We start from the raw sequence: 15,085 nt of genomic DNA, 5'->3' as shown, positions 1-15,085 counted from the left end.
TCATTGATTCCAGACAAGTCATTTCGTTGGGGCTGTCTACTGCGATAGGTGTGTCTGTAACTTCCTGTACCAGGTCGATCAACCACTTCATTGTTTCAAGTTCGATGTCGTCGTCTACTGATGCACACACGTCAATAAAAGTTGCTCCTGCTTCCGTTTGGATCTTTGCAAGATTTCTGATGAAATCAGCATCTTTCGCTGCAATGGCCTTCGCTACTGAAGGTATGGATCCGTTGATTTTTTCTCCGATAATTATCATATTTTTCTCCTTTTGTTGTAACTTTCTAATTTCAAATTCATCATTTCAAAGTTTTCTTTTTTGAAATATTCATTATATAGCCATGCCCTATCAAAACACAAATTAATATATTATTATTTCACTGACACAAAGTACATTTAAAGTTTCAGGATGATCAACTATATCGATGATCATTCTCAACTTATTATGTGCATGAAAACGATCTCTAGGACATTAATAATTCATTTATACTAATTTTTCGCTGTTTAGCTTTCACATAAGTATAAATATATCATAACAGGTATATAAAAGCATTAAAAGTATTTCTACCAAGAGAATCTTCAGATACTATCTTAAATAAGCTCAAGACCTATACATTTTGGTAAGCTTTTCTACTAAATTCATAAATATATGCTGTAAAACTAGGTGGCGTTGCCTTGAAATTCTGAACTACCTTGTAATCTTTGAACTTTTCGACCCACTCTGCAGCTATGGCCCTAATTTCTTCTTCAGATGCATCTGGATTTATTGCCGGCTCCGGAATTCCGAATGCAATCATATCGTTGTTATATGTTTCAAATAATGTGTCGATATCATTCATATCTTGTGGACACCAGAGATCAACACCCATTTCGATATATGCCGGAACAAGTGTTTGATTCTTTCCACAGCTATGCAATTCGAACCACATTCCCAATTCGTGAACCGCATCTATTATTCTCTTGTAGTATGGGACAAGCATTTCACGATAAGTATCCAGAGAAAAAAATGTTGATTGCTGATGTCCCCAGTCATCATGAATCAAGACAGCATCGATGGGAAGAATATCTTTCATTCTGCGAATATAGTCAATCAAGACATTTGTGTATTGATCAAAGAATCGCTTAACTCCATCTATTTCATCTTCATCTATCATAGCAATTGCGGCATTCTCTACGTCCATTACTGCCATAAGTCGCTCCCAAAGTCCAGATAGAATACCAAGCTGGTTTGCTTTATCTACGTCTAGAAAATTTACATTGTTATTTTTACAGCTTTCCCAGTCGAGTTCATCCAAGTTCGGCATAGAAACATAGTCTTCCCATTTACTAATATCTTTAACCTTGGGATTCCCAGGATGTACTGTTGCGCCTCCTGCATCTTTCACATACTCCCACTCAAGATCGAACCATGAGCTTTTCATTTTATTTGATTGATATGGATACATATCCTCTCCATCAAATACGATATGGCACGCTACATTGTCAGGATTAATTCTTGGGCGAAAAACATTAATATCACAAAACATCCATCCACCTGAAGGGATCCAATATGGCTTAGCTCCTTCAAATAGAAGTTTCCAATTTTCTTTCGCTGAAATTGGGCGGTTTAGCTTAGGATATTCCGGTAGAGATGGTAACCCATAAATCTCAAACATATCCGTTTGCACACCAGGGTACATCCCTGTAACTTCAAATTCTGTTGGACTAAAAACTGGTCTTGACATTTTATCTTCTCCTTTTAAAACATTTATTGGCTTCACTTATCGATCGCTTCATTCGTTGCTTCGTACACTTCAGGATATGTTCATAACGTTACATTTAGAGTGAAGTGCAAAATAAAAAGTGTTTTTCATTCGGCTCACATTACCTATGCACCTTTTCCACAAGCTACTTCTTTTATCTTGCTTAAACATAACTCTGTTTTCGAAACTTCTCAAAAAAGCAATGTGTTAACCGGTAACGATTTAAAGCAAATCTTTAAAGATACCATGGTAGCTTCATAATAACTTGATTTTATATATTTGTCAATATATATTATTATTTTTCAGCTCAAACCTTCATAATATTGCTTATAAGCTGCTATATTATTCAGTTTAGTTTAATGCAAGAGTTTATTTTAAGGCTACCGTGGTATCTTTAAGGCAATAAAAAAACTGCCGGAGCAGTTATTATATGTTATATCAAGAGAATAGATCATTGCTTGTCCCTTTGTATGCGGTCCCAAAATCTGATAAAAAAACATCTTCCAAAAGATCTTTATTTAAATACGCATCAAAATCCAACGCATCAATGAATTTTTTTACATAGTCCTCATCTACAGGATTTTTTTCACCGACTACCGAGTACATTAGGTCAAACATCTCCGATAAAGCAAAGCTCATTTCAATTTCTTCTTTCATATACATGTTGGATATAATAATTACAATGCTATACAAGACTTGGGAATAAATTTTATGCTCCTTAGGTGTCTTGTTAAATTCCCAATGCATAATGTTTGTAAATACTTGGGCAAAATAATCATTATTAACATTGAGTATCTGATTGGAACTTGTATTTAGTTGTTCAAGTTGATATCTGCGAAAACGTTCATCGTAACTCGAATAATATAAATGAGCAGTCCAATAGAACAAGAATGCATCGTGTTTTGAAATACCTATATGATCAAGAATATAGCGCTGAGTCATTTTAACTATACCTCTAATATATCGAAACACAAAAATACTCATGATTTCATCTTTATTCTTAAAATGCTTATATATCGATGGGTGTTTAATCCCACTTTCTGTTGCAATCAATCTCATCGTAGTCTTGTTATAACCCAGTTTAAAAAACAATTTGATTGAATTTTCCAATATGATGTCTTTCATATCTTTGTCACTTTGCATATATGATAACTCCTTTTTTCTTTAGATTATAACATTAAAAATAAATCATTGACCGAAAAATTGACAATTAAAAAACTTCAGCTACAAATAGTGATTTCCAACATCAATTTAAACTGATGAAATCCACTTATCCAGAGTTCTTAAATCCTAACATACTATAAGCTCATCGTGATACAACATCATCCGATATTTTTTATTATAATACTCTCATCATAAGGATTGTTGTGCAAAATTTTTCTATGTTCTCTGGATAGTTTTATTTCATTACTGATGATGTTTTCACAAAGTTTTCAAATGATGCTCCCTTCTACTAAACATTATAATCTTGTTTATTATTACAGGGAGAATTTATGTGTAATTGTCGAACTAAAATAACAGCCAATCGGCGAACAACTACAGTGATTTGGCTGTCTTGTAAAAATTTAAAGTTATGATATTCTTTTTTAATAATATTTTATTTAAGCTTCTTTAGAATTCGAAATCCAATAACGATACCGATTGCCATCCCTATTATACCTCCAATTTGTCCGCTTACATCATATCCTATAGCACCGATAAATACGATTTCAAGTTTAATGTTTCCTCCAATGTCCATGCCATACCTGTTATTGTTAAGTACTTCAGATATCTCACGATTAGACTGATTATCAAGATGGAAGCCTGTACTCACATTACAAACACAGCAAAACTCTCTTGAAATAGCTCTTGCCAAGGGTTCAGACAAAGCATCATCTTTATGTCCGCTGCTTGTCCAGGTAGTTACATGACCGTTTTCACCTATAGAAACGCTCCCAATATGAACTTCTCCACCACTAATTATAACCTGAATATCACTACCAATAAATACAATTTCATAAGTTATCGCAAGTGATCCGTTTCCTGATGTCAAAGATATAGACTTTTCCATGATTTGCCTTATTTCATTGTGCATAACATTCACTATTGCTCGACTCTTTCCTTTTTTTCTCTCACAGCTTGATTGTCGCGTTTATATCGATTCTAAATTCAGTTATAATTACACCGTAAATTTCTTCTGCTGCAGCAAGGCTGATATTTTGTCTTTTACATCCTCAGCCAACTATTTACATTTCTCTCTAAGGGATTTCCTCACCCTCCACCACTGGAATGAAGAATTACTTTGTCCCCTGATATTTTAACTAAAACATTGATTTTAATTTTTCTGTCTTGAAATCCATCATCCTCAATGAAGTCTGTTGCCTCTTATACTCCGTCTGGAATCTCTCCAATTCGCCTTCGAATCATCTCTTTCGTTAGATTCAGCGTTTCATTAGCAGCTTTTTTACACTGAACTTCTTTAACTTTATGTTTTCCACTCAAAATCCGCGCCACCCCTTAAAGCAAATCAACCATCCCATACTGTTTGAAAACAATACAATTGCGCAAACGATTAGCACAGTCAGAGCTACAAATATGGTATCCCTTCGGCCCCAATTCACTGTCCGATAATATGTCCGTTTCATATCACTTTGAAAACCTCTGGCTTCCATGGCTATAGCAACTCTTTCAGCTTTTCTTATATTTGCAGCCAACAACGGAATGGCATTTTTATACCATGAATTTTTCTTTAAATTCCACTTTTTATTTCGTACATTGCGTATTCGGTGAGCTGCATTCATAAGTTCCAAATCTGATTCCATAGACGGTAAAAATCGCAATGCTGTCATCATTCCATAGGCAATACCTGGATTGAGCCTGCACTGTTTTATGAGACTCAATATTAAAACGTCAGGTTCAGTGTTAAAAGTGAACAGAATCGAAGTGATCCCAATTGTCATGATCCTAAAAAATAGTACCAATCCAATGATAAGACCTTGATCTGTGAATCTCAAAGGTCCCAGAGTTGCAATGATTTGAGGGTTTTCAACTCTTGCTAAAGAAGCATTCATCCAGAGCATTCCAACTGCAAAACACACCAATGGCACGATCGCCTTTAGGTTTTTTCGATTAACAGATTTTGTAACCAGAACAAAAATCGAACTGATCACAAAGAGCATACCCATGGTATGGGGATCAAATACTATCAAGCTTGTGATCACTATAATCAAATTGGCAATTAGTTTAGCCGTTGGATTGAAGTTGTTCATAAGCATTGGATCCAACCTCCTCTAAAATCTTTATTCTAAAGGGAAGCTCAAGACCGCTTTTTTCTATGACATTCTTTTCATTCCACAATCCCCGAGTGTTTCCTTCATACACTATTTCTCCACCATTCATCACGGCTACCCTGTTAGCATAAGCGTCAACCAGATCCAGGTCATGTGTTATCATGATCACAGTCATCCCTAGATTGTTTAATCGGGTCATTTTTTTCATGATTTTATTTGTATTTTTTACATCCTGCCCGAATGTAGGCTCGTCTAAAATTAAAATTTTTCGATCTCCAATAAGCATTGTAGCTACTGACAAGCGTCGTTTTTGTCCTCCGGAAAGATTGAAAGGATTTACCTCTATGTGCTTCTCGAGATCAAAGTCTTTTAATAATTTGAAAATTTCGTTTTTTATACTGTCTTTATCCATTGTATGTTTACCATGACTATACGCTAATTCTGACCATACAGTGTCCTCGACAAATTGATGTTCAGGATTCTGAAATACGTATCCAATAATTTCATGTACATCATTCGCCTTATATTTAGAGATATCCTTACCTAAAATTGAAATGCTTCCATCAATAATAGGCACAAGGTTAAGAATAGCTTTAGAAAGAGTGGATTTTCCGCTTCCGTTTCCTCCCACCAAGGCAAAAAAATCCCCTTCATAAACCGTTAGATTTATTGAATTCAGTACCATATGGTTTCTTCCATAACCTGCGGTCAATCTTTCCAGTTTTAAAACTGCTTTTTTGAATTGTTCGTCTTCTTTCTGGTCTGCATCAAAGTACTCAGAAACAGCTTGATTCAATATGCTACAAGAAATATTTTCATCCTTAAGTTCCTGGATACAGCATGGAATTTTATAAAAAGTATAACCTTTCTTTTCTAAAACTCTGCTAATTTGTAATGTATGTGGACACCAAATTCCTTTTTCTACAAATCTTTTCCAATGCAAATGAAACATCTCTCTATAATTCCCATCACAAAATATTGTTCCGTCAGAGCCCACAACGATCAATCTATCTAAAAACGGCAACCAACTCTCGAGATTGTGCTCCACAACAAATAAACCTTTTCCTTCAAGGCCCGCTTTTTTTGCTGTAACAATAACTTGTCTTCTTCCTTCAGGATCGAGATTTGCTGTAGGCTCGTCCATCAGTATCATTTCAGAACCCATTGCGGCAACACACGCGAGGGCAAGTCGTTGTTGTTCTCCCCCTGAAAGAATATTGATCGGGTAATTCTCTTTTTCTTCAGGAAAGTCGAAATCTTTCATTACCAATTCGATTATGTTTTCCATATCATTAGGATCAACACACTGGTTCTCAAGTCCAAAAGCCACTTCATCTTTCGGATACAAAGAACAAAACTGGCTTTCAGGATTTTGAAAAACTATTCCGAACACCTTTACTAAATCTATTGGCTCCATATCCACAATTGATATTCCGTTTATCAGTACATCTCCGCTAACATTCATATTATCATACTTTTGAACAATTCCTAGAAGTGCTAAAAGCAGTGTGGATTTACCACAGCCGCTTTCACCTAATATGAGGATCCGCTCATTTGTTTCGAATGTAATATTGATATCTTTTAGAATAATCCTACCGTTGATTTCAACATACAGGTGACTAACTTCAATCATTGACATTATGCGCTGACCTTCTTTTGAGACCTTTCATTTCCCAATGGAAAAGACGACAGAGCTCCTGTAGTTGCAAGACCATCTCCAATCAATTTTCCCAAAAGACCAGCAAGCAAAGCACCCGATACCAATCGAACAGCCAGCATTGAAACCAACATTCTCATGGAAAATGAAGAGTAGCCATAAGCAAAATAATTGTATATAAAACTGGTAACGCTTGCCCCCATACCTGCAAATATAAGGACAGGTGTCGAATATTTTTTCCATCCTGTAGCGGCAAAAACAGCTTCACATCCCAGTCCTTGAATGGCTGCTCCTACAAACACCATAATTCCCGAAGGTGTTCCAAGAATAACTTCTCCGAGCGCTGCCATCATCTCGGCACCAAAAGCAATACCCGGCTTTCTAATAATGTATGCAGCTGTAATCGATGCGGTAAACCAAATCCCGTATACCATATCCAGACCTATCGGACCAAATACCGCATTTGCAACAGCCCAAATGCTTATACCGCCCAGATACAATGCACCAAAGGCAACTCCAAGAACACATAAAACGATTATATCTCTTAATTTCCAACCAAATTTTTCCATCATTTTTTATTCTCCTTTTCTATAAAACAATATTTTTTTTAGACTCTGATGGACTTCCCTTAGAGAGAGTGGCATGAATGATCGTATGACTGATCCTTTTAGATACCCCTTCAAAGGATGCTTCCAGCAAGTCGAAAATGTCTTTAGCCTTACCGTCAAGGCGTGTACAATAATGGTAGCTGGCAACATCGAGATTTGAAATATTTATGGCCTTTTGAACTTCCTCTACGATAACATCGAAATATCCCTTGTTACCCAAAGGATAAAGAGACCATGCGCAGGCAACTTGCATATCCTCGATGGGCAAACTCGCCTTTGGTACAACCACATTAAAGTCAAAGTCTTCAGGCACATCCCCTGGACAACCAACCGAAAATAACACATTTGCCACTACGTGCTCACCAGCATCAGCCGCCCTTAGAAATACTTCTTTAACATAACTGAAAACTCTGTCTCGCTTCCCCTGAATCGTAGTACCTAAATCGTCGGTCATCACAGCCAAACCAGATCGATCTGTTGCCCTTACCGCATTCAAGATCACGTCAACAAAATCAACTTGCATGGGATATACACCTATTCTTGCTCCGACCACATCGCTTGTTCCACATTTTAAATCCATTAAATCTCCTCCTTGTTTTTTAATTGGTCCGTTCATACATTGAACAAATACTCCGATTACCAAAATACAAAAAAGGCCATATCCATAGGGATATGACCTGATAACTTCAGTTGCAAAAAATCAGACAGTTATGTTCCCTACGGCAGCATTATCTGCATCAGGTTAACGGGTTTAGAACATAACGTTCACTCTCAGCCTTATTTAGCACCCCGAATATTTAAATTCAATGTGATTAATTTTAGCACACTCCATGTCTGTTGTCAAATTAACAATGTGCGCCTGTGTTGTTAACTTGTGATAAGATGGATCACCTAAAATTACAGCGATATCGCAAACAAATGTATATCCGTTTCAGAAAAAATATCAGTCAATCATATGCGAGAAATTAGAATTCGTACTATTTAGCTAAGCCTTTATTAAAGCAAGAGACTTTATGAGGCATTATTCTCAGAAAGCGACACCTCCTATATGATTTGTGATTTCAGAGGCTGTCGCTCATTGTTTTTCCCTGCCCGGCAAGCATTTCGAAGTCAGCAATAAAATCTTCTACTGCTGAAGTGACTGCCACATTCTTGACCAACCCTTCGATTATATCCGGGCTGGCCGTAATGGCTCCGATTCCGTGTTCGCACAATTCAAGAACCTGCTGAGAATTTTTGAAACTTGCTGCGAGCACTTTGGTTTCAAAATTATTGGATAGAAAGATCTGATGAATTTTTTTTGCCACTTCTATACCATTCATCCCCATGTTGTCAATGCGATTAACGTATGGCGCGGCATAATCAGCACCGCATTTTCCTGCAATGAATGCTTGCATTGGAGTGTATATGGCTGTAGCTGTAACACATATTTTCTCAGCTTTTAAAGCTTTTATCGCCTTAAAGCCCTCAGGAATGGATGGTATTTTTATATAGGTATTCTTTCCCAGTTTCTCCACGATTTTATAAGCATCCTCAAGCATTCCTTCCGCTTCTCCTGCAACTACTTGAACATGAAGCTCTGCGTCTAAGCCAATAAAATCTCTAATTTCTTTCAGTGCTTCATATGGTTTTTTACCACTCTTTGCAAGGATAGATGGATTTGTTGTAACCCCATCGATTGGATAAAACTCATAAATTCTTTTTATCGCCTCTATATCGGCATCATCAATTAAAAACTTCAATCTTATCTTCCTTTCGCTATATGTTTTCCTGTTTAAATTTTGCATTAAAATGACACAAACAATTGCCGCACTTGAGATCTCGTCATCAAAATCAGTTTACTAGGCATATACGCCTATTTGATGCTATTGATCTATAATAAAATCGAACAACAATAGCTGAGATTTACTTCTCAAATATTCTTCATTACGATCTTTTCAACGCCGTTTGTAACAATTTTGCAACATAAATAACATTTGCGCATGGCCTTATATATTTCAGTATATTCGTACGCTGTTCCAGAGTCTCCGTCTGCCTTGTACAAATTAGCAACCGTTAATTTGTATAACTTTTCCGCTTCCGATTTTATTCGGTTCACTTTCCCGATATATTCAAAAACATCATTGGATTTCTTAAAATTTCGCATGGCAACCAGGCACTTGTTCATCTCATAGGATGCATCTCGAATCATTCTGGTAAAAGCCAAAGCTTCGTTGGTCACTTCGGAAATATGATAAGTATAATATGAAACCAGCACTTCTTCAATCGCATCGGTAACATCATCTATCTTGTGGGATAAATCGATGATATCCTCCTTGTCTATAGGTGGCAAAAACTCATCGATGAGACGAATAAGCATTTGCTTTTTCTCCAAATCTGCCGCTTTTTCAATTTCATGCATTGTTTGAATCTGATCTTCCAAAGAAATCTGATCAAAGTGAGTCAAAACTTGATCCAAATATTTGGCTGCGTCAACAGCATATTTGGAAAATCGATCAAAGAATATTAAGTAGTCAAATTTATCTTCTCTACCAAACAGTTTCATTTTTCTCCTCCCTTAAGAAAATACAAGTAAAAACAGCTTTGACATCAAATAACCAAGGACTCCACACCCCGGAAAAGTCAAAACCCATGCGAAAACCATATTTTTTACAACATTCCAGTTTATGCTTCCGATGCGCACAGCCAGACCTGATCCCATAATGGCCGTTGTCTTCGTGTGAGTCGTGCTAACAGGAAATCCAAACAGAGACGAAAGCAATAACGTTATCGATGCGGCAAAATCCGAAGAAAACCCTTGATATGGACGTATCTTGACCATATCCAAGCCAACAGTCTTAATAATCCGAATTCCTCCAACTGAAGTGCCGACAGCCATGATCAAAGAACATGAGATGGTTATCCAAAGTGGAACGGTAAAATCTGTTCCGCCGGCCTTCCCTTGAGACAAAAATACTCCAAGCATGAAAATGCCCAAAAATTTTTGCCCGTCTTGAGCGCCATGCATAAACGCCATAGCTCCCGAACCTATTACTTGAGCTCTTTTAAAAAATGGTGTCAATTGCCGTTGATTCCAGTCTTTAAACAATACTTGAATGAAAAGTGTCGTGAAATAGCCAAGACCCATTCCAAAAGACAATGAAAAGATCAGACCGTAAATAATTTTGATCCACTCGCCTCCATTGATCCCACCCAATCCATTTTGTAAAGCGATAGCCGCACCGGAAATTCCGGCAATCAATGCATGGCTTTCACTCGTGGGAAATCCAAATCTCCACGCGAGAGTTGCCCAAGTGACAATGGCCACCATTGCAGCACAAAGAGCAATCAAAGCCTGCTTGGAATCTCCGCCAAAATCAACCATTCTATAAATGGTTTGAGCTACGGTAGAGTTTATCATCATCATCAAAAACACACCAAAGAAATTTAGGACAGCAGCCATTGCAATAGCTTTTCTGACGGTTAAAGATCTAGTGGTTATGCAAGTAGCGATTGCATTTGGCGCATCAGTCCATCCATTGACCAGAAAAACTCCCAAAGTCAATAACACAGTAAAAAACAGTTCAGGTTGCGCGAACATTTTCTGCCAAAAATCTATCATGGTTAAGTCCATAACTTACCTCCAAAAACACCCGTATATCACTGTAAACAGATCTTCTGTAATATACTTTTACCGTTTTACATTCCATAACACTCGAATAAGAAGCAACGCGGACTGCACGTTGTTTCTTATTTCATATGCTTATTTTAAAATCATTTTCTCAGGAAATGGATTTAATCTAAGAAGCCCCCACATTTTGTCTATGTATGCAGTAGTATAAGCTTGCTCTACATTATGATATATGTAAGACGCCTTGTCAGTAAGCCTGTATATTCCTCTTTCCCTTTTAACAAAACCTATCTTTTCCGCAAACCAAAGTTCAAATTTAAAAAAACTCTCAGGAGATGCTCCCAGCGTTCTGTTGAACTTGACAGGATCAAGTTCCATACCATATGCGCTCCAGAAAAGATAGTATACAGCTCTTTGCCTTGGGGTAAAATTTATCGTCAAGGCTGTAGGCAAAGATTCGGAATCTACACGCTTTATGTATTCTTCGATTGAAAAAGTATTTATCTTGAATGTATTTTTCAAGAGAGTGGTAGAGGACACCCCGAACCCCAAAAACGCATCCCTAGTTACAGAAGAATACTTCTTGGTCTCAGATTTGGCAAATGTCCATACAGAAGTTCTCTTTATCTCACAGACTGAACAGTGATCACTCAAAACTCTAAGAAGCTTTTTCTTTTTCTTTTTTCCCATTGGCTTATATTTATTGTCTGCAAAGGTAAAATCGATAAAAGGGTATGTTGAAACTTGAGTCGCACCCATTTTAAAAGTCATATCAATATCGTTTAAAAGTGTCTCTTCTGTTTGACCCGGTATCGCAAATATCAGATCCACGTCTATTACTTCAAATTCTGCTTTCTTAACCAGATCCATTTTTTGGATGAAGTCTCTATTACTCCGGCCAAGTTTTTCAAGACAATCCTCGTCAAGCGATTGAATCCCTAAACTCACCATGCTTATCCCAGCCGCTTTCAACTTCTGCAGATTTACTTCGATAATATCATCGGGATGAAGCTCTATTCCTATCCCACCGGTAATCTCAAAATACTGCTGCAACCTATCGATTATATCGCAGAGGTCATCTATCATAAGTGCTGGCGTACCACCCCCAAAGTAAAGACTGGTAACCTTCTTTCTGTTTTTCTGATACTTGCCGACCAATTCTATTTCCTTTAATAAAGCCACTTTGTACAAGTCTGCCCTTTCTTTATCGAACTTCTCTTTGCAATAAGGACAAAAACTGCATAATGATCTACAAAACGGAATATGAACGTATAACCCCAGATTCTCCAACGATTCATATTCCAGTTTGTTTTCATAATCATTTTTAAATTCAAAAGGCCTAAAAGATCTTGTCAAAATAATTCTGAGAAGTGAAGTAAGCAACATATATTCATCTCCATGCACAAATTTGAAATGCACATTTATAATTTCGTTGGGTGGCTTTGTGACATGACTTAAAGTTTTTTTGTCTCTTTCAACATCAAAAGCATCTGTTGAATTGTTTCACCTTGATCATGGCTTTATCTTAGGATTTACTCAGTTCTATCTTTACCCTTTAATTACAGCTATAGTCTTTAGCCGGTGTATCGGATCAATTAAATCCAGTTCATTTTCGATTACAGACTGAATGTCCTTGTAAGCAAATCTGGATTCTTCACCTATGTCACTACGCTTTTGCTTGCCTAAAAATACACCTAATGATTTCAAGTCGAACACGGTGTCTTGCACTGAATACTTCGCTTTGGCTTCACTTCGACTCATTCGTCGTCCGGCTCCGTGAGAACAAGATAAAAAACTTTCGGGGTTCCCCTTTCCCACAACGAGATATGAATAACTCCCCATAGCTCCGGGTATTATTCCAAGTTCTCCCTTTCCGGCTCTGATAGCCCCTTTCCTATGGACCCACACCATCTTTCCATAGTGCTCCTCAAAAGATGCATAGTTATGATGACAATTTATCTTGTTTGAAAGTTCCACTTTATTTATACCAGCATATTTTTCAGTCAATATTTTTACCTTTTCTACAACCAAATCCATCATGCGAGATCTATTTTCCTTGGCAAAATCCAGTGCCAGATTCATCCAACGGATATACTGTTTTCCAATTTCACTTTCAGTTGTAAGATATGCCAAATCCCATTCAGCCGGAATAGACAAATCGTCCGATTTGTTTAACTCTATGGCCTTATTGTTGAAATGATCGCATATCTTCTTGCCGAGATTTCTGGAGCCCGAGTGGACCATTAGACCCAGATATCCGCTATCATCAGTCTGAAGCTCTATGAAGTGGTTTCCTCCGCCTAAAGTTCCTACCTGATAATATGCACTCTCCAATTCCTTCAAGAGTTCTTCGGGATCGCTACCTATCTCTGATTTTTTCATATCTGCCAAGAAATCATCTATAACCTTGCATTCTTGTCTTTTTTTGTGATGTTCAAATCCTGTGGGTAAATTCCGTAGTATATCACCGACTATAGCCTGAGCCAGTTTACCGTTTGGAGTATCGATTGAAAGAAGCGGCTTTATAGGAATATCGGTCTGTATATAGTTTATCCCGCAACCTATATCGACACCTACAGCATTTGGAATTATGACTTTTTCAGTTCCTATAACGCCACCTATGGGCATTCCATAACCTGAGTGAGTGTCAGGCATAAGTGCGACCCACTTATGGATAAAAGGCAGATTGGACAAGTTTTTTGCCTGTTTAAGGCATACAGCTTCGATCTGTTTTACGTCTTCAAGCCATACCTTAATAGGCCACTTCTGTTCGTTTGGATCATATATGGTAAACATAGCATTTCCTCCCTGCATGAATATCATCATTGCATACACTTGCTTAGCATGTTTGGTAGTTTCACACTAAAAACGTGCAATTTTTTCCGATACTTTTAAACTTCGAAAGCATGATAGTTCGGATGCTTTCGGTCCGCACAATAATATATAACTATTCATAATTAATGACCGGTTAAAAATCCTTTGGTGATTCTATTATTGATATATTCATGGAAATTTCTCTTTGCTCTTATAAACATTATATCTTTTATATATTCGTTTCACAACGTAATGACCGCGTAAAAGTAATTCTGCAGTCAAAAGCACGCGCAAATAAAGGATAAAGTTTATTTTTCAGGCCATCTAATCGTAGACTGAACTTCTCATACAATTACGCAGCACAAAAATACCCTTAGATAAACCAGTGAACTTTTGAATTGTTTATTCAAATAATAAGAATAAATAAGGATTCTTTGAACTTTAGAAATAAGAGTCGAGAGTTCTTTTTTAGGAATTTTGAACTATGAAAAAAATCAGATTTAAATCTATGACTTACTTGTAGATATAAAAATCTCCAAACTGATTTTATTCGATATCGGTTTGGAGATTTTTACAAACTTTCATACGGCTCCTCAAAAAAATTAGTACTAATATTTAAATAAAGGGACTTCATCTGTACTTTACTAGACAATTTTAAAATTATTTATTATTTGCTGCATTTTCACCTGCAAGAATAGTATTTCCTCCCAAGGCAGCCGGTTTTTCAACTAATATCACCGTTGCCCCATTTTCTAAAGCTGAAGTTGCAGCAATCAATCCTGCGCCGCCGCCACCAACAATCACAACATCTGCTGTCTTTTCTATCTTCTCTGTTGAGCCAGTGACTTTCCCTTCTCTTGCTTTTAAAGCTTCAATGTCTGCTCCAGCCAGACTAGCAGCTTCTTCAACTCCAGATAACAAAGCATTACTAGTCATTGTACATCCTGATACAACATCCACATTCAAAGATTGTGTTTCAATAATTTCATTCGGTATACGCTCAAATGCTGGATCAGATATACCTGCAGATTCTGAATGATTTAAGATTTTAATATCTTTAATCTCTGTTTCGGTAAATGTCACTTCCATTTCAATGTCACCGTTAATACCAGCACTTTTAACGGCATAAACACCTGGTTTAAAACCAACCTCTGTGTAACTCTCTGTATTGAATATTTTACATGCAAGTTATTATGCTTTTATCAATTCTTTGGCTTTAGTTACAGCGCTACCAGCATCAGGAGCGTATCCGTCTGCCTTGATTTCTGCTGCATACTCAGGTGTTACAGGTGCTCCACCTACGATTACGGTGAATCCTGCTTCTTTAAGTGCAAGCGATGTCTGCTTAAGTGCAGGCATTGTAGTAGTAAGAAGTCCTGATGCAG

14 protein-coding genes, 1 pseudogene and 1 riboswitch are annotated in these 15,085 nt (G+C 37.1%); all 15 genes and pseudogenes read right to left on the bottom strand.

What is annotated here, in order from left to right:
• Window positions 1-259 (bottom strand): annotated as a pseudogene (locus IWB18_RS11635) (methyltetrahydrofolate cobalamin methyltransferase); the annotation flags it as partial.
• Window positions 260-608: 349 nt separating this feature from the next.
• The gene (locus tag IWB18_RS11630) at window positions 609-1,724 is read right to left on the bottom strand and encodes a uroporphyrinogen decarboxylase family protein (protein WP_195683791.1); all 1,116 of its coding nucleotides are present in this window, start codon (window positions 1,722-1,724) and stop codon (window positions 609-611) included.
• Between the two features lie 456 nt (window positions 1,725-2,180).
• Window positions 2,181-2,885, bottom strand: a complete 705-nt coding sequence (locus IWB18_RS11625; protein ID WP_195683790.1) for a TetR/AcrR family transcriptional regulator — start codon at window positions 2,883-2,885, stop codon at window positions 2,181-2,183.
• A gap of 454 nt (window positions 2,886-3,339) precedes the next feature.
• On the bottom strand, window positions 3,340-3,792 hold the full coding sequence (gene lpdD, locus IWB18_RS11620) for a prenylated flavin chaperone LpdD (protein ID WP_195683789.1): 453 nt from the start codon (window positions 3,790-3,792) through the stop codon (window positions 3,340-3,342).
• A 427-nt stretch (window positions 3,793-4,219) separates the two neighbouring features.
• A complete protein-coding gene (locus tag IWB18_RS11615) occupies window positions 4,220-4,996 on the bottom strand; it encodes an energy-coupling factor transporter transmembrane component T family protein (protein WP_195683788.1) in 777 nt (258 codons plus the stop codon).
• Window positions 4,965-6,650, bottom strand: a complete 1,686-nt coding sequence (locus IWB18_RS11610) for an ABC transporter ATP-binding protein (RefSeq protein ID WP_195683787.1) — start codon at window positions 6,648-6,650, stop codon at window positions 4,965-4,967. Before IWB18_RS11610 ends, IWB18_RS11615 begins: the two co-directional genes overlap by 32 nt.
• Complete coding sequence (locus IWB18_RS11605; RefSeq protein WP_195683786.1) at window positions 6,650-7,240, bottom strand: ECF transporter S component; 591 nt, start codon at window positions 7,238-7,240, stop codon at window positions 6,650-6,652. Before IWB18_RS11605 ends, IWB18_RS11610 begins: the two co-directional genes overlap by 1 nt.
• A gap of 16 nt (window positions 7,241-7,256) precedes the next feature.
• Entirely contained in the window at window positions 7,257-7,856 is a 600-nt protein-coding gene (locus tag IWB18_RS11600; RefSeq protein WP_195683785.1) for a YkoF family thiamine/hydroxymethylpyrimidine-binding protein, read from the bottom strand.
• A gap of 116 nt (window positions 7,857-7,972) precedes the next feature.
• Window positions 7,973-8,078, bottom strand: a riboswitch (TPP riboswitch).
• Window positions 8,079-8,337: 259 nt separating this feature from the next.
• Window positions 8,338-9,018, bottom strand: coding sequence for a fructose-6-phosphate aldolase (locus tag IWB18_RS11595; protein ID WP_195683784.1), 681 nt, complete (start codon window positions 9,016-9,018; stop codon window positions 8,338-8,340).
• Between the two features lie 170 nt (window positions 9,019-9,188).
• Window positions 9,189-9,821 carry a DUF47 domain-containing protein gene (locus IWB18_RS11590; RefSeq protein WP_195683783.1) on the bottom strand — a complete coding sequence of 211 codons (633 nt, stop codon included), beginning with the start codon at window positions 9,819-9,821 and terminating at the stop codon, window positions 9,189-9,191.
• 12 nt (window positions 9,822-9,833) lie between these two features.
• Window positions 9,834-10,889 (bottom strand): inorganic phosphate transporter, encoded by a 1,056-nt coding sequence (locus IWB18_RS11585; protein ID WP_195683782.1) that lies wholly within the window; start codon window positions 10,887-10,889, stop codon window positions 9,834-9,836.
• A 129-nt stretch (window positions 10,890-11,018) separates the two neighbouring features.
• On the bottom strand, window positions 11,019-12,272 hold the full coding sequence (locus IWB18_RS11580; protein WP_195683781.1) for a radical SAM protein: 1,254 nt from the start codon (window positions 12,270-12,272) through the stop codon (window positions 11,019-11,021).
• Window positions 12,273-12,434: 162 nt separating this feature from the next.
• Window positions 12,435-13,682 carry an RtcB family protein gene (locus IWB18_RS11575; protein ID WP_195683780.1) on the bottom strand — a complete coding sequence of 416 codons (1,248 nt, stop codon included), beginning with the start codon at window positions 13,680-13,682 and terminating at the stop codon, window positions 12,435-12,437.
• A gap of 678 nt (window positions 13,683-14,360) precedes the next feature.
• On the bottom strand, window positions 14,361-14,807 hold the full coding sequence (locus IWB18_RS12735; RefSeq protein ID WP_332310693.1) for an FMN-binding protein: 447 nt from the start codon (window positions 14,805-14,807) through the stop codon (window positions 14,361-14,363).
• Between the two features lie 84 nt (window positions 14,808-14,891).
• On the bottom strand, window positions 14,892-15,085 hold a 194-nt coding region (locus IWB18_RS11565; RefSeq protein WP_408626615.1), incomplete at its 5' end, for a cobalamin B12-binding domain-containing protein.

The organism is Alkalibacter mobilis, assembly GCF_015594845.1.
In the GTDB taxonomy this organism is placed as follows: Bacteria; Bacillota; Clostridia; order Eubacteriales; family Alkalibacteraceae; genus Alkalibacter; species Alkalibacter mobilis.
This window is presented reverse-complemented; position numbering and strand designations above follow the sequence as displayed.